The sequence below is a fragment of the Stutzerimonas chloritidismutans AW-1 genome, from assembly GCF_000495915.1.
Lineage (GTDB): Bacteria > Pseudomonadota > Gammaproteobacteria > Pseudomonadales > Pseudomonadaceae > Stutzerimonas > Stutzerimonas chloritidismutans.
The window spans coordinates 103,094-123,765 of record NZ_AOFQ01000056.1; the positions used below are offsets into that span (position 1 = coordinate 103,094).

The 20,672-nt window shown below is 63.1% G+C and carries 17 protein-coding genes, 1 tRNA gene and 1 pseudogene; 18 read left to right on the top strand and 1 reads right to left on the bottom strand.

Features of this window, described 5'->3' with window-relative positions; genetic code table 11:
- The first annotated feature begins 156 nt into the window (after positions 1-156).
- From F753_RS43025 to F753_RS43110, 18 genes and pseudogenes are all read left to right on the top strand, one after another.
- A tRNA-Met gene (locus tag F753_RS43025) sits at positions 157-233 on the top strand.
- A gap of 869 nt (positions 234-1,102) precedes the next feature.
- Positions 1,103-1,876 (top strand): hypothetical protein, encoded by a 774-nt coding sequence (locus F753_RS43030; RefSeq protein ID WP_023446365.1) that lies wholly within the window; start codon positions 1,103-1,105, stop codon positions 1,874-1,876.
- 75 nt (positions 1,877-1,951) lie between these two features.
- A complete protein-coding gene (locus tag F753_RS43035) occupies positions 1,952-3,154 on the top strand; it encodes a DegT/DnrJ/EryC1/StrS family aminotransferase (RefSeq protein WP_023446366.1) in 1,203 nt (400 codons plus the stop codon).
- A 3-nt stretch (positions 3,155-3,157) separates the two neighbouring features.
- Complete coding sequence (locus F753_RS43040; protein WP_023446367.1) at positions 3,158-4,720, top strand: lipopolysaccharide biosynthesis protein; 1,563 nt, start codon at positions 3,158-3,160, stop codon at positions 4,718-4,720.
- Complete coding sequence (locus tag F753_RS43045; RefSeq protein WP_031298155.1) at positions 4,689-5,621, top strand: glycosyltransferase family 2 protein; 933 nt, start codon at positions 4,689-4,691, stop codon at positions 5,619-5,621. Before F753_RS43040 ends, F753_RS43045 begins: the two co-directional genes overlap by 32 nt.
- A gap of 51 nt (positions 5,622-5,672) precedes the next feature.
- Positions 5,673-7,887: pseudogene (locus F753_RS43050) on the top strand (polysaccharide biosynthesis tyrosine autokinase).
- A 22-nt stretch (positions 7,888-7,909) separates the two neighbouring features.
- Positions 7,910-8,653, top strand: coding sequence for a WbqC family protein (locus tag F753_RS43055; RefSeq protein ID WP_031298148.1), 744 nt, complete (start codon positions 7,910-7,912; stop codon positions 8,651-8,653).
- 55 nt (positions 8,654-8,708) lie between these two features.
- Positions 8,709-9,218, top strand: a complete 510-nt coding sequence (gene rfaH / locus F753_RS43060; RefSeq protein ID WP_023446372.1) for a transcription/translation regulatory transformer protein RfaH — start codon at positions 8,709-8,711, stop codon at positions 9,216-9,218.
- Positions 9,219-9,280: 62 nt separating this feature from the next.
- Positions 9,281-10,591 (top strand): glycosyltransferase family 4 protein, encoded by a 1,311-nt coding sequence (locus F753_RS43065; protein ID WP_023446373.1) that lies wholly within the window; start codon positions 9,281-9,283, stop codon positions 10,589-10,591.
- The gene (locus tag F753_RS43070; protein WP_023446374.1) at positions 10,485-11,783 is read left to right on the top strand and encodes a membrane protein; all 1,299 of its coding nucleotides are present in this window, start codon (positions 10,485-10,487) and stop codon (positions 11,781-11,783) included. The genes F753_RS43065 and F753_RS43070 overlap by 107 nt, the downstream gene beginning before the upstream one ends.
- Before the next feature lie 24 nt (positions 11,784-11,807).
- A complete protein-coding gene (locus F753_RS43075) occupies positions 11,808-13,121 on the top strand; it encodes a hypothetical protein (RefSeq protein ID WP_023446375.1) in 1,314 nt (437 codons plus the stop codon).
- Between the two features lie 195 nt (positions 13,122-13,316).
- Complete coding sequence (locus F753_RS43080) at positions 13,317-14,423, top strand: glycosyltransferase family 4 protein (protein WP_023446376.1); 1,107 nt, start codon at positions 13,317-13,319, stop codon at positions 14,421-14,423.
- Between the two features lie 54 nt (positions 14,424-14,477).
- Positions 14,478-15,512 (top strand): hypothetical protein, encoded by a 1,035-nt coding sequence (locus F753_RS43085; protein WP_023446377.1) that lies wholly within the window; start codon positions 14,478-14,480, stop codon positions 15,510-15,512.
- A 47-nt stretch (positions 15,513-15,559) separates the two neighbouring features.
- On the top strand, positions 15,560-16,768 hold the full coding sequence (locus F753_RS43090; protein WP_023446378.1) for a glycosyltransferase family 4 protein: 1,209 nt from the start codon (positions 15,560-15,562) through the stop codon (positions 16,766-16,768).
- A 42-nt stretch (positions 16,769-16,810) separates the two neighbouring features.
- On the top strand, positions 16,811-17,140 hold the full coding sequence (locus F753_RS43095; RefSeq protein WP_031298153.1) for a hypothetical protein: 330 nt from the start codon (positions 16,811-16,813) through the stop codon (positions 17,138-17,140).
- 40 nt (positions 17,141-17,180) lie between these two features.
- Positions 17,181-17,393, top strand: a complete 213-nt coding sequence (locus F753_RS43100; protein WP_023446380.1) for a hypothetical protein — start codon at positions 17,181-17,183, stop codon at positions 17,391-17,393.
- 11 nt (positions 17,394-17,404) lie between these two features.
- Positions 17,405-18,478, top strand: coding sequence for a glycosyltransferase (locus F753_RS43105; RefSeq protein ID WP_023446381.1), 1,074 nt, complete (start codon positions 17,405-17,407; stop codon positions 18,476-18,478).
- Between the two features lie 21 nt (positions 18,479-18,499).
- Positions 18,500-19,573 carry an acyltransferase family protein gene (locus F753_RS43110; protein ID WP_023446382.1) on the top strand — a complete coding sequence of 358 codons (1,074 nt, stop codon included), beginning with the start codon at positions 18,500-18,502 and terminating at the stop codon, positions 19,571-19,573.
- Positions 19,574-19,583: 10 nt separating this feature from the next.
- Here F753_RS43110 and F753_RS43115 read toward each other — a convergent pair whose 3' ends face one another.
- A complete protein-coding gene (locus tag F753_RS43115) occupies positions 19,584-20,624 on the bottom strand; it encodes a tetratricopeptide repeat protein (protein ID WP_023446383.1) in 1,041 nt (346 codons plus the stop codon).
- Positions 20,625-20,672: the final 48 nt, after the last annotated feature.

Consider the following 20,672-nt stretch of genomic DNA (forward strand, 5'->3'; position numbering starts at 1 on the left):
CTCAGATGAGTGGCCTTTTTTTGTGCGCGCATAACTCTGAGACGCTCGTATTGGCAGCAGACCTTGCAGGACTCGCTAACCTTTTGAATGAAATACGATTTTTTCCTTCCTTTTGATTGACAACGGGTAACCGGGCTGTAGAATGCGCCCCACAGACGCGGGATGGAGCAGTCTGGTAGCTCGTCGGGCTCATAACCCGAAGGTCGTCGGTTCAAATCCGGCTCCCGCAACCAAATCACGAAAAGGCCACTCAGACGAGTGGCCTTTTTCGTTTGCGCGTCTTTTCTGTCACGGACAGACAAGCGCGCCCCCTCTTTCGGCCAGTCAGCCGCGTCTTGTAACAACGGGTCCGTAGAATTAACTCTTTATCCGAATAGTTGCTCAGCATAGTCGGAATAATATTCCCTTTGTTTATGCATACGTCATTTATGGCCAGCAAAGGAGCAGATGGTTTATTCAGCTTAGAGCTAATTACCACATTCGCTATAACCATTCATGATAGCCCTAGGCCATCCCGCGTCAAAAACAAAACTCTTTCCAACTCAATAAGTTGGCTCTCCTAAACACCTCGCGATCCCCATCCGCAACTTTTTTTTGGCTCCCTAGCTTGACTTGGTTCACGTTATGACGGATATCTAGTCGCAACAGGGAGCAATACGTTGCAGAGCAGTTTAAGACCAACTGGACAGGTCAAGTTTTGCGGCGCAAGAGTTAAATCCCCTGCCTGATTAGTATCGCTTTTAGTAAAGCGATGCAGGCTCGTTCGCCACAAGCATTGAGAGAATCGGGGCTCGCAGAGTGCCCGGAGTGCGGTAGCCATGCCCGATTCTTTCAAAGCCGCACGCGGACGCTAGCCGATCGCAGATGACGGGGAATTACGTATAAGTTATTCAACTCGACATATAAACAAGTCGATGGCGGTAGCTTTGTCTAATAAAAAATATTCTAGATCGGTATTAACTTTTGCCACAGGCTAAAACCTACTGCCCAGGCATTACGCCGTAATTTTTTATTTCCACTCAGAACGCCGACCAGCAGCGGCGCGCAGTAGCTGCGGCTCGACCAAACCGTTTCGCCTCGCCTTTGTGCAGGGAGAACTACCGTGTCAACAATCTTTTATGGAACGGAAGATCAGGACAAGGCATCGATTGCGCGGGATATCAATCAGAATGGCTACGCCTGCATACCCGGCTACTTGAACAATCTGCAACTAACTCAACTGCGCGAGCAAGTTTACGAGCAGGCTCGACAGCATCACGGGGAATATTTCGCTCATCACGACGGTGAACAGATTGCGGGCTCGCTGCTTGCCACATTGAGCAGCGCACCGGAATTCCAGTCACTGTTGGACGACATGTACCAGCTTGGCGCCGGCGAAGAGGCGCCAAGCAAGCGCATCTACCTGGTGATGCGATGCGTGCAGGGGCAGACAGGCCGCAAGGAGTCGAACTGCTTCCACTACGACGCTTCTCTGGTAACGGCATTGCTACCTGTGGAAATCCCGCAGGAAGGCGACCAGCGCGGCGATCTTCTGCTGTTTCCCAATCTGCGCAAGCTTCGCAAGTACGTACTGGTCAACGTGGTGGAGAAAGCACTGCTGCAGAACAAGTTGAGTCGCAAGCTGATTAGCCGCGCGATAGGCCTCGGACTGCTCAAGCCTCAGCGCCTGCAGCTGGTACCCGGCAATCTCTACCTGTTCTGGGGCTACCGATCCCTGCATGCCAACGAGCCTTGTGATCCGGCGCAGCTGCGCGCTACCGCCATCTTCCACTACGGCGACCCCCACGCCGGCAGCCTGATGACCCGAATGATCCTCAGGCACAACCAACGCAGGGCACGGCGGGCCAGCGCGATCGGCGCGCATCAACCTGTCTGAGCGCGCATCTGTAGCACCCAGCGATAACCCCCGAATGCCATTCGGGGGCGGCTGAGCTTCGATAAGGAAATCACCATGATCAACGTGACCAAGTCATACCTGGGCAGCAAGAACAAGTTCAAGGCTTACATAGACAGGATCTACAACACCGGCTGGCTCACCAACAACGGACCATTGGTAACCGCACTGGAGCAACGACTCAAGGACTACCTCGGGGTGAGGAACATCATCCTCACCAACAATGGCACCATCGCACTGCAGGTCGCGTATCGTGCGCTGGGGCTGACGGGCAGCGCCATCACCACGCCCTTCAGCTTCGTTGCCACCACCAGCTCGCTGCAGTGGGAAGGCATCAAGCCGCTCTTCGTCGACATCGACCCCGCAACCTGGAATCTGGACCCGGAGCAGATCGAGCGAAATATCCAGCCCGACACCTCCGCCATCGTCGCCACGCATGTGTTCGGCAACCCCTGCGATGTGGAACGCATCGAGCAGATCGCGCGCAAGAACAACCTGAAAGTCATCTACGACGGCGCCCATGCGTTTGGCGTTCGTCACAAGGGTCGCTCGGTCTACGACTGGGGCGATATCAGCACGCTGAGTTTCCATGCAACCAAGCTGTTCCACACCATCGAGGGCGGCGCCATCGTCACCAACGATGACGCCCTGGCCGAACGCATACGCCTGCTCTGCAACTTCGGCATCGTCGATACCGACCAGATCGAAGGCATCGGCATCAACGCCAAGCTCAACGAGTTCTCCGCCGCGATGGGCATGTGCGTGCTCGACGATATCGAGCTGATATTCGAGTGCCGGGCAGAGATCGGCCATCGCTACGAGCGCCGCCTTGGCGAACACTTCGATCTGCAACGGGCGCAGCCGGAATCCCAGTGCAACTACAGCTACTTTCCCGTTGCCCTCGCCGACGAAAGCCAGCTCCTGCGCTGCCGCTCGCAACTGAACGAGAACGGCATCAACCCCCGCCGCTACTTCTACCCGTCGCTGGACACGCTCGATCATCTGCAGCCGCAAGTGCCGCAGCCACGCTCGCGGGCCCTGAGCCGCAAGGTGCTGTGCCTGCCGATCTACCCCGGGCTGCCGCGCAAGGTGCAGGAAAAGGTCATGCAGACGCTGATCCAGGAAGCGATCCACAGCGAACAGTCGAACCGGACCCTGTTCCAGCCCTTTGCCGATGCGTTCGGGCTGTTCAGCGGCGTGGAGCGCCTGCCAGGTTCGGATTACCCGCGCATGCCCCTGACCACTGGAGGCCAGCAGTAACTCATGTCAGATCCCAAGCGGTTATCGGTGATCCGCAACACCAGCCTGAACTACCTCGGCCAGGCCTACGCCCTGCTGATCGGCATTCTGATCCTGCCGTTCTATCTGAAGCATCTGGGCGCCGAAGCCTACGGGCTGATTGGCTTCTTCGCGGTACTTCAGGCCTGGCTGCAGCTGCTCGATGCCGGGATGTCGCCGGCACTGGTGCGGCAGGTGGCACACTACCGCGGCCAGGGCGATCTCAGCACCGCGGCTGGTCCTGCAGGGCGGCTGCTGCGTTCGTTCGAGCTGCTGCTGCTGCCGATCGCCCTGGCGACCTGCGTGGCGATCTACCTGGGCAGCGGCTGGATCGCCGGGGCCTGGCTGCAGGCGCGGGAACTGAGCACCGGCACCATCATGCAGTGCATCAGCCTCATGGGCCTGATGGTCGCGCTGAGGCTCTACGCGACCCTGTACAAGAGCGGGCTGCAGGGCGTCGAACTGCACGGCTGGCTGAACGCAACGAACACCCTGATCGCCACCTTGCGCTACCTCGGCGGCCTGTTTCTGGTCGCCTATGTCTCGCAGGAACCGCTGGACTTCTTCCTGTTTCAAACCGCCGTGGCGCTGGTGGAAACGCTTGCCTTCGCCAGCAAGGCCTACATACAGCTGTCCAGCCCGAGGCTGCTCAGTGGCATCGACTGGCGCGTGGTGCGGCCGGTGCTGCCCTTCGCCGGCGGCATGTTCTTCACCTCGCTGCTGTGGATCGTGCTGACCCAGCTGGACAAGGTGCTGCTTTCTAAGGTGCTGCTGCTCAAGGAGTACGGCTACTTCTCGCTGGTGGCGCTGATCACCACCGGCATCATGACCCTGACCAACCCCCTGGTGCAGACGCTGTTGCCGCGCATGACCATGCTCGTGGCCGAGGGCCGGATCGCCGAAATGGAGCGGCTGTACCTGAACGCCACCCGCTTCGTCTGCAGCGTGCTGTTTCCGATGGCCGCGGTGATCGCCTGGCACGGGCATGCCCTGATCCTCGCCTGGACCGGCGACGCGGGCGCGGCGCAGTGGAGCGAGCGCATGCTGTTCTGGTACGTGCCGGGCAGCGCGCTGATGGCGGTCGGTGCCTTTCAGTTCTACCTGCAGTACGCCTATGGCCGGCTGCGCCTGCATATCTGGTACAGCGTGGTCTCCACCGCCATCAGCGTGCCGATCGTGATCTACGCAGCGCTCACCCACGGCGCCTATGGCGCGGCGCTTGCCTGGTTCTTCCTGCGCCTGGCGACCTTCGTGATCTGGCCTCCGGTGGTGCATCGGCGTTTCTCGCCCGGCCTGCAGGGCATCTGGACGCGTGACATCTTGCGCATCACCGCGGCGACCCTGATCGGCGTGGCGCTGGGCGAGCCGCTGTTCCTGCTGATCGCCAGCGACAACCGCTTCGACATGCTGATGGCGCTGGCCGTAAGCGGATTCATTTGCCTGGCGCTGGTCGCGGCCACCTCGAAATCACTGCGACTCAAGCTTCACCTACTCATCACCAAACGAGCGTCCAAAAATGGAATTGAAGAGCGAGCAAGCCTTGATTGAACGCTGGGGCGGCAAGACCGAGCCGCTGCTGAGCGTCGTCTGCCTGGCCTACAACCACGCATCCTTTATCAGGAAGGCGCTGGAGAGCTTCCTCCAGCAGGAAACGGATTTCCCTTTCGAGGTGATCGTCCACGACGACGCCTCGACCGACACCACCGCCGCGATCATCGCCGACTACGCGGCGCGCTACCCCCGCATCATCAAGCCGATCTATCAGACGCAGAACCAGTTCAGCCTCGGCGAGCCGTTCAGCACGCGCCTGTTCGCCCGCGCCGGGGGCAAGTACATCGCCTACTGCGAAGGCGACGACTACTGGACCGACCCGACCAAACTGCAGCAGCAGGTGGACTTCCTCGAGCAGCATCGTGACTACGTGATCACCTATCACGATGCCTTCATGTTCAACAGCAAGGGCATCATCCAGAGCCCGCAACTGACCGGAAAGCTGCGCAAGGACGCCACCGCGCAGGAGCTGATGCAGGGTCGCCCGCTCTCGACGCTCACCGTGTGCTTTCGCAATCTGGTGCAGGAGCTGCCGCCGGAACTGCTGGGCGTAAAAGTGCTGGATATCTGCTGGTGGTCGCTGCTCGGCGCCTACGGCAAAGGCAAGTTCCTGGAAACCATCAGCCCGGCCGCCTACCGCGTGCACGAGGGCGGCATCTTCTCCATGCAGCCGAGCCGGCAACGCATCCAGATGGCCATGCACGCCCACTACTCGCTGGCGCGCTACTACAGCCGCATCGGCAACAACGCGCTCTACGAGTACTTCCTGATCCAGGTGTTCGGCGAGTGCCTCTCGCTGATCTCGCCGTTCAGCAAGATCCAGGCGCTCTCGACCATCGCCCAGAACATCAGCCTCAATCTGCTGCGCCGGTTGAGCCCACGGCTGGCCAGGAGCTGATCAGCCCGACCCCGCTTCTTTGCAAAAACGCACCATGAGGAAGGATTCCCAATGACTGCCTTGACCCGCTCTTCGCTGGAATATGACGCGGACAACCGCATCGACCTCGCCGGAATAATGCGCACCGCCTACGATCACAAGGCGCTGATCATCACCATCACCGGCTTCTTCGCTGCGCTGGGCGTGCTCTACGCCCTGATCGCCACGCCGATCTACCAGGCGACGGCGATGATCCAGATCGAACCGAAAAAAGCCGCCATCACCGGCGTACCGGAAGTATCGGCCCGGCCGGATTCGGTGTCCCAGGCGGTTACCGAGATCTCCCTGCTGAAATCCCGCGCGGTGCTCGGCAAGGCTGTCGAGGAGCTCAAGCTCTACATCGTCGCCCAGCCCCGTCATTTCCCGGTGTTCGGCGCCTTCATAGCGCGCCGGCACGACCCGGCGACCGATGGCGCGCTGGCCGCCCCGCTGTTCGGCCTGAGCAGCTACGCCTGGGGCGGGGAAAAGCTCGAAGTGTTCCAGCTCGATGTGCCCGAAGCCTATCTGGGCGTGGAGCTGACACTGGTCGCCGGCACCGCCGGGGCCTACACCCTGCATGACGACGAGCACGAGCCGATCCTGCGTGGCCAGCCAGGTCAATCAGGCGGTGGAGAACCAGGGTTTCAAGGTGCAGATCGCCCAGCTGGACGCGCGTCCGGGCACCGAGTTCGCGCTGGTCCGCAACCGTCCGCAGACCACCGCGCTGGACTACCAGAATCGCCTGAAGGTCGGTGAGGCCGGCAAGGATTCGGGGATCATCTACATGTCACTGGAAGACCCGGACCCGCAACTGGCCAATCAGGTGCTGGACGAGATCAGTCGGCTGTACGTCAGCCAGAACATCCAGCGAAGCTCGGCGGAAGCAGCCCAGCGTCTGGACTTTTTGCGCTCGCAGCTGCCGCAGGTGCGCAAGGAACTGGAAAAGGCCGAGGCGGCGCTGAATGCCTACCAGACCAGCTCCAAGTCGGTGGATATCAGCATCGAAACCAAGGGCGTGCTCGACCAAATCGTCGCCCTGGAAACGCAGATCTCTGAACTGTCGCTCAAGCGCGTCGAATACGACCGTCTCTACACCCGCGAGCACCCGACCTATCGCACCCTGATCACGCAGATGAACGAACTGCAGGCTCAGAAAGCGCAGCTACTGAAGAAGGTCGACGCCCTTCCCATGACGCAGCAGGAGTTGCTGCGCCTCCAGCGTGACATGGAAGTCACCACCCAGACCTACACGCTGCTGATGAACCAGGCGCAGGAGCAGGACATCCTGCGCGCCGGCACCATCGGCAACGTGCGCATCATCGACAACGCCTACTCGATGATCGAGAAGCCGTCGAAACCGGTCAAACCGCTGGTGGTGGCCATCGCGATCTTCGTCGGCCTGCTCGTCTCGGCGGCAGTCATCCTGCTGCGCCAGGCCTTCTACCGCGGTGTGGAAAGCCCGGACGTGATCGAGAAGCTTGGCGTACCGGTCTATGCCGGCCTGCCCTACAGCGCCTCTCAGGATCAGCTCAATCGCAGCCGCAAGAGCCGCGACGGCAAGACCCGACTGCTCAGCCTCACCGAACCGACCGATCTGGCGGTCGAATCGCTGCGCAGCCTGCGTACCAGCCTCAAGTTCGCCATGCTCGAGGCGCGCAACAAGGTGCTGATGATCACCAGCCCGACCCCTTCGGTTGGCAAGTCGTTCGTGTCCAGCAACCTTGCTGCGGTGATCGCGCAGACCGGCCAGCGCGTGCTGCTGATCGATGCCGACATGCGCCGCGGCTACCTGCATACCCTGTTCGGCATGGCACCGCGTCACGGGCTGTCGGATGCACTGGCCAGTGGCCTGAACCTGGCGGAGATCACCAACCGCACCGAGCAGAAAAACCTGCACTTCATCTCCGCCGGGTTCTCCGCGCCGAATCCGTCCGAACTGCTGATGCACGACAACTTCTCCCGCCTGCTGCGTGAAGCGGAAAAGCTCTACGACTTCATCATCATCGATACGCCGCCGGTGCTCGCGGTGACCGACGCCGTACTGGTCGCCCAGCAGTCGGGCACCAACCTGTTGGTGGCCCGCTTCGGCCTCAGCACCAGCTCGCAGATCGATGCATCCAAGCGGCGGCTCGCGCAGAACGGCGTGCTGCTCAAAGGCGTGATCCTCAATGCCGTTAAGCGCAAGGCCTCGACCTCGCCGTACGACAGCGGCGCCTACGGCTATTACACCTACACCCAGCAAGCCTGATCGCCAGACAAGGAGGTGCACCGTGCTCAGAACCGTCTCGATGATGCAGCCCTACCTATTTCCGTACCTGGGCTACTTTCAGCTGATCGCGCTCAGCGACGTATTCGTGCTGGGTGACGACCTGCAATTCGTCAGGGGCTCCTGGATGAACCGCAACCGGATTCTCGTCAACGGCCAACCCAAGCTCATCAGCTTCCCGCTGAAGAAGGGCCATCAGACCGAGCGCATCAACCAGCGCTGGCTCTGCGACGACTTCGACAAGGAAGCCGCGGGGCTGATGCTGACCCTCGAGCGTTGCTACGCCAAGGCACCCCAGCGCGATGCGGTGCTGCCGCTGATTCGCAGCATCCTGCAATGCCCGGAGCGCAATCTGGCGCTGTTCACCGAAAACTCCCTGCGCTGCCTCTGCGCCTACCTGAACATCCGCACGCCGATCTATCGCGGCTCCAGCCTCGATTTGCCAGCGAAGATGGACATGCAGGACCGGGTCATCCAGATCACCCACCGGATGGACGGCGAGCTCTACCTCAACCCCATCGGCGGCATGGAGCTGTACTGCCCTGCCCGCTTCCGCGCCGACGGTCTGCTGTTGCGCTTCCTGCGCATGGATGAGGTCACCTACACGCAGCTCAAGCATCCGTTCGTGCCGTCGCTGTCGATCATAGACGTACTGATGTTCAACAGCCGCGAAGAGATCAAGGAGCTGCTGCAACGCTTCAGCGTGGTCGAGGGACAGGAAAAAAGGGCAACGCTGACACTGGCGTGACGACATTCCGCCTGCCATCGGGATTCGGGCAGGCCAATCAGGGAAGGACATCCCCATGACATCGAGCAATACCGCACGCTGGTACCTGATACAGACCAAGCCACGCCAGGAAGCCCGCGCCGAGGAGCACCTGCTGCGCCAGCACTTCGAGTGCTACCGCCCGCTCAAGGCGCCTGCGCCCTTGCGCGGCTCACAAGGGGCCAAGTCCGGCGAGGCGCTGTTTCCGGGCTACCTGTTCATCCGCCTCGATTGCATTCACGACAACTGGTACCCGATCCGCTCTACCCGTGGTGTCAGCCGCGTGGTGACCTTCGGCGGCCAGCCGACGCCGGTACGCGACGAGCTGATCGAACAGTTGCGACAGCGCCTGGCCCAGCCGCAGACCATGGCGGCGGCGCCGTTCTCACCTGGCGAGCGGGTCCAGGTCAGCGGGGGCAGCTTCAGCGACATCGAAGCGATCTTCGTCAGCAGCGACGGCGAAGAACGCTCCGTCATCCTGCTCAACCTGCTGCAGCGTGAGCAGAAGGTCCGGGTACCCACCCGTTATCTCCAGTGCTACTCCTGAGCCAGGCGAGTGCCCGTAGGGCCATGCGAGCAGCCTGACAGGTTCAATCAGCGAGCCAACCGATGAAGATCCTATTCCTCAATGCGTTCTACACCCCGCATGTCGGCGGCGGCGCAGAAGTCATCCTCCGGCACCTGGCCGAAGGGTTGCAGCGGCGTGGTTGTGAGGTGGCAGTGCTGGCGACCGGCCCGGATGCCGGGCTGAACATGCAGATTCAGGACGGTGTGCGGGTCTATCGCGCCAACCTGGCGAACAGCTACTGGCATTACACCCAGCAGCGCCCGAGTCGCGTCGCCCGCCTCGGCTGGCACTACCGGGACCGCTACAACCGCGACATGCGCTGTCACGTGCGCGAGGTGATCGCGCGGGAGCAGCCGGATATCGTGGTCTGCAACAACCTCACCGGCTGGTCGATTTCCGCCTGGGACGAAATCACCGCCGCCGGCCTGCCGATCGTCCAGGTGCTGCACGACCTGTACCTGCTCTGCCCGAAGGACACCATGTTCAACCACGGCAAGAGCTGCCAGCGCCAGTGCGGTATGTGTTCGGTGTTCCGTCTCCGCCACGCCGGCGCCTCAGCGCAAGTGGCCACGGCGATCGGCGTCAGCCGCTTCGTGCTCGAGCGCATCACCGCACAGGGCTATTTCAGTGGCGCGCGCCAGCATGTGGTGCACAACTGCACGCCGGCCAACCCCGGTCAAGGCAGCAAGCCCAGGCAGCGCAGCAACCATCCACTGCGCTTCGGCTATATCGGCACGCTGTCGGAGAACAAGGGCGTCGGCTGGCTGATCGAGCAGTTCCAGCGGCTGGATATCGATGCGCGTCTGGATATCGCCGGGCGCGGCAAGCTGGACTACGAAGCCCGGCTGAAGGCCATGGCCGATCCGAAGAAGGTCAGCTTTCTCGGCTACTGCGACAGCGACGAGTTCATGCAGAGCATCGATGTGCTGGTAGTGCCGTCGCTGTGGGGCGAGCCGTTCGGCCTGGTGGCCGTCGAAGGCTGCGCCAACAACCTGCCGGTGATCGCCAGCAACATGGGCGGGCTGCCGGAGATCATCCGCGACGAATGCAACGGCCTGCTCTGCTCGCCCGATGATCCCGACTCACTCGGCATCGCCATGCTCTGGCTCTACATCGACGGCGCACTGCGGCAGCGGCTCGCCAGCCAGGCACGGGACAGCGTGCTGCCGCTGCTGGATATGGAACGCATGCTGGATCAATACCAGACCATCCTGCGTGAAACACTTCAGGGAACGAGAATCCACCATGAACCAGAGCCTGCTGATTACCCCGCGGCGACGCGACTCGAATCCGTTGGCCTTCGACAAGCCGACATTGTTGACGCTGGTCGTCGCCTCGCTGCTGCTGACTGAAACCTTCTCCGGCGCCCTGCGCTACTACTTCGACATGGCCGGAGTCTCCTGGCTGCTGTACCTGCCCAAGGTTGCCTGCCTGATCGCACTGGGCCTGGAGCTGTTGCGCTACCGCGGTTGGCCGGCCTTCTGGCTGGTACTGCTGGGGCTGGTGACTTCCAGCCAACTGGCGCTGATGCATGGCGCCGAACTGGCCAATATCGGTTTCAGCCTGTTCATCTACATTCCGCTGTTGTTCGGCCTGATTTGCGGCCGCCATGTGGAGTTGCGGCTCGGGCTGCTGCGCCGAATCATCGGCTTCTGCCTGATTGCCTGCTTCGTCGGCATTGCCCTGGACATGCTCACCAGCGTGCCGTGGAAGGGCTACAGCTACATGGTCGGCGAGGTGGAACTGAGCGCCAACCGCTCGTGGGCATTCGACGACATCGACCGCATCGGCGGCTTCGCCCGCATGTCCACCGCGCTGTCGGTGATGATCGCGATCTACAGTCTGTTCATCGCCGCATTCATCCAGCCGCGCGTGCTACGCCTGATGCTCTACATCGCAGCGCTGATCGGCATCGTGCTGACCACCAACAAATCCACCGCGGCGGCCTACGTGCTGACCCTGCTGATGCTGATCGTCACGGCCTACCGCTTCGCCAGCGCCACTGCGTTTCTCGTCGCAGTGCTGGTCGGCCTGATGCTGCCGATGGCCAGCCTGGTGCTCAGCCTGGACCCCAACGCCGCCAACAACGGCTCGCTGCTGGCCTCGTTCGCCGACCGTCTGATCAACAGCTGGCCGAACTTCATCGAGGTCATCACCCGTGAGGGATGGGGCTGGTGGGGCGCGGGATTCGGCGCGGTGGGCAGCACTGGCAAGGTCTATCCCGTACCCGGGCTGGAGTTGCTGAGCATTGCCGACAATACCGCGCTGTACCTGTGGGGAATGCTCGGCGTGTTCGGTGTGCTGCTCTACCTGCTGACCTTTCCGCTGATGCTGCGCCTGCATGAACGGGGCCTGCGACTGCGCAGCGCGCTGCTGCCGATCGTTTTCTGCATCTGCCTGGTGGCATGGGCCACGGATGTACTGGAGGTGTCCATCGCCACGCTGTTCCTGGGCCTCGCGATCTCCCACGTGCTGACCCCGGCCCGCGCCCCGAGCAACAACCTGGCGGCGCAACGGCTGCCCGAGTTGCAGCACCTGACCTGAGACCTACCTTCACGGATGATCCACATGACGAAGCGCTCTACCCCGCTCAACGCCCTGCTGCTGGGCGGCTTGCTTGGCCTTGCTCCGTTTACACCGGCCCAGACCACCGAGGAGCCTTTCGTGGTCGGCGTCTGTGCCCATGAACTGCACAAGGGCGACCCCAGCGGCCGCGCCTACGCGATGATGCGCGATGCCGGCATCACCTCCGTGCGCACCGACGCCCACTGGGCCTATGTCGAACGTCGGCCCGGGCAATTGAAGATCGAGCCATCCTGGCACCGTTACCTGAAGGCAACCGCCGCTCACGGGCTAAGCACCCAGTTCATCCTCGGCTACGGCAACTCGCACTACGGCGGTGGTGAAAAGCCCCGCAGCGAGCCGGTAAGGGCGGCATTCAATCGCTATGTCGAGTTCATCACCGAAGAGCTGAAAGGCCAGGTGGCGTATTACGAGATCTGGAACGAATGGGACGTCGAGGACCCGCGCGACCCGGAATTCACCCAGGATTACGCGCGGCTGATCGCCGATGCGTCCGGGATCATCCGGCAGCGCGCGCCCAACGCCAAGGTGCTCGCCGGCGCCGTGACCAGCCAGGGCATCGACTCCGGTTTCACCCTGCGCCTGCTGGAGAACGGCCTGATGCAATCGGTCGACGGCCTGTCGTTGCACCCCTACGTGCACTGCCGCGGCTGGCGGCGCAACACCCCAGAGGCCTGGATCGAATGGATGAGCGAGGTCGACAAGGACCTGACCCGCGCCGCCGGACGCCCGGTACCGCTCTACCTGACGGAAATGGCCTGGCCTGCCCACCAGGGCGCATGCGGCATCGATGAAAGCCTGCAGGGGGCCTACCTCGCCCGCGCCTTCTTTCTGGCCAAGACACTGCCGAGCATCAAGGGCATGTGGTGGTACGACTTCCGCAACGATGGCACCGACAAGACCGAACGCGAACACAACTTCGGCCTGGTACGGCAGGACTTCACCCTCAAGCCGGCCTATTCGGTGCTCGCCTCCATCAGCCAGATCGTCAGCCAGTACAGCTTCCTCAGCCGCGAAGAGAAAACCCCGGGTGACGTGGTGATGCTGCGATTCGCCCGCGGAGACGATGAACTGATGGTGGCCTGGAGCACCGGCAAGCCGCGAACCGTGGAGCTGCAGAACTCCGAAGGCCAGGCGGGTCAGGTGGCGCTGATCGATACCGCCCAGCCCCAGCACGGCCGTGTGGTCACCAGTACCGAGTGGAAGTGTCCGGGCAAAGGCCAGGCCTGCAGCACCGAGGTGGAGCTCGATGGATTCCCGAAAATCATCAGCCTGCGCGCGGTGCAGAACGACGGTTGACCCCTGTCGCGACATGCACTGACCGCACGACCGGCCACCCAGGCGAAACGCAACCGGACCAGCACGCGCTGGCCAACCCGCATTGACCGCCACGCACGACGCATCGCTTCGCCAGTCGCCAAAGCCGCCACCTGCCAGCGTTCGCCGCGTGCCAGCAACCGGCGGCGCACACCATCCCCGCAAGGAGAGCCCTACATGATCGCCATCAACGCCCGTTTCCTGACTCAGGAAACCCGCGGTGTGCAACGTTTTGCCGAACAGGTCTGCCTTGAGCTTGCCGCCATGCGCAAGGACCTGACATTCGTCGCACCGGACGATATCCGCATGCACGCCAGCGCCGAGCTCCTGCAGGTGCGGCGCATCGGCCGCAACCACGGGCATCTGTGGGAGCAGCTGGACCTGCCTCTGTGGCTGGCGCGCCATGGCTATCCGCCGCTGGTATCACTGTGCAACACGGCACCGCTGATCTACCGCAACCAGATCGCCACCCATCACGACATCACCTACGTGCGCCATCCGGAAAGCTATTCGCGCACCTTCCGTAGTGTTTACAAGGGCATCACGCCGCTGCTGCTCAAGCGCATCAAGGCACTGATCACCGTCAGCGACTTCTCACGCAAGGAAATCGCCCGCTACTACGGCTACCCGAGCGAGAAGATCTGCGTCGTCCCCAATGCGGTGGCGGCCAAGTTCCATCCGCCGAGTGGCGCGGATCGCAGCGGCAATGCCAGGCCATACGTGCTGGCGGTGTCTTCCCCGAACGCGCACAAGAACTTCGCGCGGATGGTCGCGGCCTTCCTCAGCCTGGAAGGCTTCGATGACGTGGAACTGCACATCGTCGGCGACTCGCACTCGGTCTTCTCCGGCTCCACCTCCAGCATCGATGGCAATCCACGCGTACGCATTCTCGGCCGGCTGAACGACGATCAGCTGGTGCGCGAATACCAGGGCGCCACCGCCTTCGTGTTCCCTTCGCTCTACGAAGGCTTCGGCATTCCGCCGCTGGAGGCCCAGGCCTGCGGGTGTCCGGTGATCGCCGCGCGGGCCGCGTCTATACCCGAAGTGCTCGGCGAGAGCGTGCTCTATTTCGAGCCCCTGAACATCGAGGACATCGCCCGCTGCATGCGCCACGTGCTGCAGGACGCGCGCCTGCGCGACGACCTGCGCACCCTCGGCCTGGCCAACGTCGAGCGCTACTCCTGGAAGCGCTCGGCGCAAACCGTGTCGCAGCTGATCGACAAGGCACTGATGGGCAAACCCAGCCCGCCGTCCTTTATCGCCTGGTCATCGGACCGCCCCTGATGCCCGACGAATGCAGTCCCGACATTCAACTCCATCAATCAAGCGAGGCAGACCATGGAACGGTTGGCGCATATCGACGCGCTACGCGGCAGCGCAGCCCTACTCCTGATTTTCCAGACCCTGCTGCTGCCACTGTCAGACGGCTGGGCACTGCAGCACGCCCTGGACCCCGGGCTGCTGGCGATGCTCTGGTTCCTGCTGTGCTGCGGTTTCATCGTGCCAGCCAGCCTGCATACCAGCGTCGACGGAGGGCGAGGCTTCGTCGTCCGCCGCCTGCTGCGCCTGCTGCCGGTCTACCTGCTGGCGGTGCTGCTGACCGCTATTCTGTTGCCGACGGCACCGGCCTGGCTGCCGGGTGTGGCCGCGCCAGGCAGCGCCATGGCGTTCGAGGTCATCGGCGCTTACGGAGCGCTGCCGCCAATCCTGCTGTTCTACGGCTTCTGCCTGCTGCTGCAGGTGCTCGGCCTGTTGCACAGCGTCAGTCTGCGGACCAGCTGCGCGCTCGTGCTGCTGGCGGTGGCGCTGCTGCTCGCCCTGGCGCGGCAGCTGCTGGGCACAGAGCTACCGGTCACGCTGCCGCTGGCGCTATCACTGATGTTTTTCGCGTCACTCAGGTACGAGGCCAAGCATGAAAGCAGCAGCTACGCCCGCAGACGAGCCCGCGAATATGCGCGCTACACGCTGCGAATCTACCTGCTGGTGCTGCCGATCATCTTCCTCGCCGGCTGGTCTGCGGACGCAACCGCCTGGCCCCGGGACCTGCTCACCTATGCCCTGGCCATCGTGACCTTCCTGCTGGTCACCAGCCGGCTACCGCTACGGGCACCGCCGCTCGTCTGGCTTGGAAGCCTCAGTTACTCGCTCTATCTGTTGCTGCCGGCGATGCAGCGCCTGAGCGAGCTGCTGACCCAGGCGCTCGGCCTGACCGGCCCGACCGCCAGCCTGGCTGGCGCTGTGTTCAGCCTGCTGCTGGCCCTCGGCAGCGCCCAGCTCTGCCGACAGGTGCTGGATCTACCGCTGGCTCACGCCGGCAGGCGCCTGACCAGACAACACGACCTGATGCCACTGGCACGCCTGCACAGCCGCTAAGGCTCACCGCTCGCTGCTCACTCTTTCTCGATCAAGGATGTCATGCCATGAAAGTTGCCATCGTTCACGACTGGCTGGTGACGTATGCCGGCGCCGAGCGCGTGCTCGCCGGGCTGTGCGCCGTCTGGCCGGACGCCGATCTGTTCGCCGTCATCGATTTTCTCTCCGACGCCGACCGTGCCCACCTCGGCGGCAAGCGCGCCACCACCACCTTCATCCAGCAACTGCCGAAGGCGCGCACCCATTACCAGAAGTACCTGCCGCTGATGCCGCTGGCCATCGAGCAGCTCGACATGTCCTCGTATGACCTGATCATTTCCAGCAGCCATGCGGTGGCCAAGGGCGTGCTGACCGGGCCCAACCAGCTGCACATCAGCTACGTGCATTCGCCCATCCGCTACGCCTGGGACCTGCAGCACCAGTACCTGCACGAAGCCAGCCTGGAGCACGGCATCAAGGCCAAGCTGGCGCGCATGCTGCTGCACTACATGCGCATGTGGGACCAGCGCACCGCCAGCGGCGTCGACGAGTTCATCGCCAATTCGCACTTCATCGGCCGGCGCATCAACAAGAGCTACCGGCGCCAATCCACGGTGATCTACCCGCCGGTCGACACCCGCCAGTTCACCCTGCACGAGGCCAAGGAAGACTTCTATCTCACCGCTTCGCGGATGGTGCCCTATAAGAAGATGCCGATGATCATCGAGGCGTTCGCGGCCATGCCGGACAAGCGCCTGATCGTCATCGGCACCGGCCCGGAAATGGAAAAGGCCCGTGAAGCGGCCGGGCCCAATGTCACCCTGCTCGGCTACCAGAGTTTCGAGGTGCTGCTGCAACACATGCAGCGCGCCAAGGCGTTCGTCTTTGCCGCCGAAGAAGATTTCGGCATCGCGCCGATCGAGGCCCAGGCCTGTGGCACGCCGGTGGTCGCCTACGGGCGCGGCGGCGTACTGGAAACCGTGCGCGGGCTCGAACATGCCGAACCCACGGGCGTGTTCTACCCGGAGCAGACCACCGCCTCGCTCATCGCCGCCATCGGCGAGTTCGAGGCCCAGTGCTCGCGCATCACACCGGAAAACTGCCGACGCAATGCCGAGCGCTTCTCCAGCGAACGCTTCCAGCAGGAAATCCGCGCCTTCGTCGACGCGCGCCTGCGCGAAGCCAGGGCCTTCGACCTTCAGCAGAGCTCGGCGCCCTTGCCGGCCCCCAGCACGCCGCTCTACCCGGCAGCCGTGGTGCCGATCAAGCACGCCTGATGCGTTTACCCATCAACCCCATTCACTTACGAGGTTTCAAGGATGAACACAGTAAAGAAGTGGATGAGAGTGACCCGAGCGCTCGGGTTCGCTCTCGTTGTAGTGATCGAGCCAGCCAGCGCTGCGGTGAACGCCGACACGCTGATCACCGAACCGACCGACCCGTCCAGCCAGTTGCCTGCCTGCACCAGCGCCGGCAGTGCGAGCGTCATCGCCTACAGCGACTCGTCAACCGACTCCACGCCACGCTGTGGCTCCAATGGCGGCGGGCAGCAGGAAAGCCCATCCGGTCATCAACCGTATCGATTCGCGGAACCGGCGTCCGGTTCGTTCTGGAGTCCGCCGGCAGACAGCAGGCGCTATTCATTCTGATCCGGGCCGTTACCGCACCGGGTTATGCAGGAGCACAGGCATGAGCACAGAAGAAACATCCAGAACGTCGCTGATTCTGGCCGATGGCTATTCCTACACCGAACTCATTCCCGCACCCGACGCGCCTGACGGACCGTCGGGCAATGGATTCATCCGCATCTTCCACGCCTTCTTCAGCCCCAACGAAGAAGACACGACGGTCGACGTTCAGCAGCCTAACTGCCTGCCGCTGGCCACCCCGGAACAGAGCTGAGGAGATATTCCGTGCAGAACACCGCGCGCGTCGAACCCTGCAAGCAGAGTGCACAGGCAGCCGCCGCCAGCGCCGGCGAGATGCCGGTGGGACGGCAAACCACCATCGTCACAGTGACCTACGGCGACCGCCTGGTTTACCTGCGCCGACTGATCGAGCAGGCCTTCGCCTTCGAACAGATCACCCGGGTACTGGTGGTCAGCAATGCCTCGACCGCACCACTCGAACAACTGACCAGCCGCTGGCCCGGTCAGGTGCGCATCATTCCGCTGGCGCAAAACACCGGCTCGGCCAACGGCTATGCCGTGGGGCTGGAAGCGGCGCTGGCCGAAGGCGCGCAGTACATCTGGATGATGGATGACGACAACGCCCCCACCGCGCCCGCGGTGCGGCTGCTGCATGAAGAACTGGCGCGAATGGCGGACGAGGTGGGGCTGCATCGTGCCGCCGTGCTGGGCTTTCGCCCCAGTCAGCAGGAAGACATCGCCCGCGGCGTACCGAGCCGTTTCGCCATCCAGCCACGTTCCAGCTACTTCGGCTTTCACGTCGCGCAGCTGCCGTACAAGGTCTGGCGCCGCCTGCCCTGGGGCCGGCCAAAAGGCACGCCGCCGCGGGCCATCGACCTGCCGTTCGCCCCCTATGGCGGCATGCTCGCCCATCGCAGCCTGTACGAGGCGATCGGGGTGCCCTTGCGCGAGCTGGTGCTCTACGCCGACGACACCGAGTACACCCGTCGCATTACCGCCAAAGGTGGCCGTCTGCGTCTGGTGACCGATGCGCTGATCGACGAGCTGGAGCTGTCGTGGAACATCAAGGCGCACACCCGCAACATCTACGAAGCCTTCCTGCTTGGTGATTCCGATTTCCGCGCCTACTACACCGCCCGCAACCAGGCCTGGTTCGACACCTACGTCTGGGCCGCCTCACCCTGGCTGTATCGGCTGAACCGGAGCATCTTCCTCGGCCTGCTGCGGCACGTGGCCCGGCGACAGCAGGTTCCAGAACGGCTGCAACTGATCGAGCAGGCCATCCGTGACGGCGAGAACCGTTCGCTGGGGATGCATCAGACCTTTCCGTTGCGCTGAACCCATTCCAAGGAGGAGCCGATGCACGCGCCAACCACCGCGCCAAGAGATAACAACTTCGATTTCCTGCGCTTCTTTGCCGCCTCGATGGTCGTGTTCGGCCATAGCTACGGCCTATCCGGTCAGGCGGACCGGGAACCTCTGCGCCTGTTCAGCGGCAGCTACGACTCGGCGGATATCGCCGTACACGTGTTCTTCGTGATGAGCGGTTTCCTCATTGCGGCGTCCTGGCTGAACAGCCGCAGCGTGCTGGACTTTGCCGCCAAGCGAGCCCTGCGCATCATGCCGGCACTGATCGTCTCGGTGCTGTTCGTGGTCCTGCTGATCGGCCCGCTGGCCACCGAGCTGCCGCTTGGCGATTACTTCACCGCCCCCGGCACGCTCGCCTACCTGGCCAACGCCGCGCTGATCACCGAGTTCCGCCTGCCCGGCGTATTCGAGGCCAACCCGTTTCCCCACAGCGTCAACGGTTCGCTCTGGACACTGCCTTACGAAGTGCTGATGTACGCCACCGTGCTGACGCTCGGAATCGTCAAGGTCTTCGGCCGCAGCAGCGCGCTGATCGGCCTGATTCTGATGGTGGGTGTGCACTTCCACCTGATGCCGATCTACGAGATGCAGAGCGACCTGCTGCGCAAGGCCACTCGCCTGGGAATGTTCTTCTATACCGGCGTGCTGCTCTATCTGTACCGGCAGCTCGTTCGCTGGAACTGGAAAATCGCAGCTCTGCTGGTTGCGGCCAACCTGGTGAGTGCCCGCACCGATCACTGGGAGCTGGTGCACGTGCTGACCCTGCCCTACCTGACGCTCTACCTCGCCCAACTGCGCATTCCGAGGCTGGCCGGCTTCGGCAAGGCCGGCGACTTCTCCTACGGGCTGTACATCTTCAGCTTCCCGGTCCAGCAGCTACTGATGCACTGGACCGACGGCCAGCTGCCACTGATTCCCTTCATGCTCCTTGGCTTCGCTGCCAGCCTGGCGCTCGCGGTGCTGTCCTGGCACCTCGTCGAATCGCCAGCGCTTCGGCTCAAACGCTACCTGCCCCGTGCAGTCAGTGCGCAGTCGACTGCAGGGGCGGCCAGCCTCAACCGCTGAACGCGGCCGGTCAGGGAACGGCGAACGTCCGGACCTCGGCCGAAGCTGCGGCAACCGCCTCGGGCGGCACCTGACCCAGCCCGAGCTGACGGACCTTGCGTAGCTGACGCACCCGCTCCAGGTTGTCCCAGGCGGTGGCGTAGTGCGACGGCGACTGTTCCATGGCGCTGCGGAAGAACTGCTCGGCTTCATCCAGCTTGCCTTCCACCAGACAGATGTAGCCCACGTCGTTGCTCGCCTGGGCGCGCGAGCCGATCTGCTCGAAGGCCGACAGCGCCGCCTCGTAGCGCTGCGTGCGCGCCATCAGCAAGCCGTAGTTGCGCCATAGCGGCGCGTAGCCGCCGTCGCGGTCGAGCGCACGCCGAAAGACCCGCTCGGCTTCCTGCCAGTGCCCGGCCATGTAGTACGAATAGCCCAGGCTGTTTTGCACCAGCAGCGAACGCGGCTCGATCTGCAGCGCCAACCGGTAGTAGCGCTCAGCCAGTGGAAAGTCATTGTTGAGATCGGCCAGTACCCCCAGCGCGTTGTAAAGCCGCAACGGCGACTGCCGGTCAACCTTCAGCGCTGCCACCGCCGGCAGTGCGTTGAGCGGCGCGCCGGCGAGCCGCTGCTGGTCCAGCAGCACGGCTCGTTCGAGCAGCTCCCGCGCCCGTTCCTGCTCCCGCCGGGCCAGTTGCAGCATGCCCATCTCGGCCAGGGCATCGAGGTCGTCCGGCGCCTTGCGCAGTACCTCGTCAAAGGCCATTTCGGCCAGCTGGATATTGCCGCGCTCGCGGTGAATCCGCCCGACCCAGACCAGCGCTTCGAAGCGTTCCGGCTCCAGTTCCAGTGCACGCAGGTACTGGAACAGCGCCTGGTCCAGATCCCCCGCCCGATAAGCCATGTCGGCAAGCTGCAGCGCCTGCTCCAGCGAGCCGGCCTGTTGCCGTGCGCGGTACAGCACCGAATGGTTGCCCGAGTAGATCGAGCGCCCTTCGCCGGGCTCCGGGCCCATGGACTGGCAGCCAGCAAGTACGGCCGCGATGGCCAGCAGCAGTGCGATTCTGTTCATCTCACAGTCCCCCGAACGCTTTGAGTACGCCGATCATGGCGGGGGCGG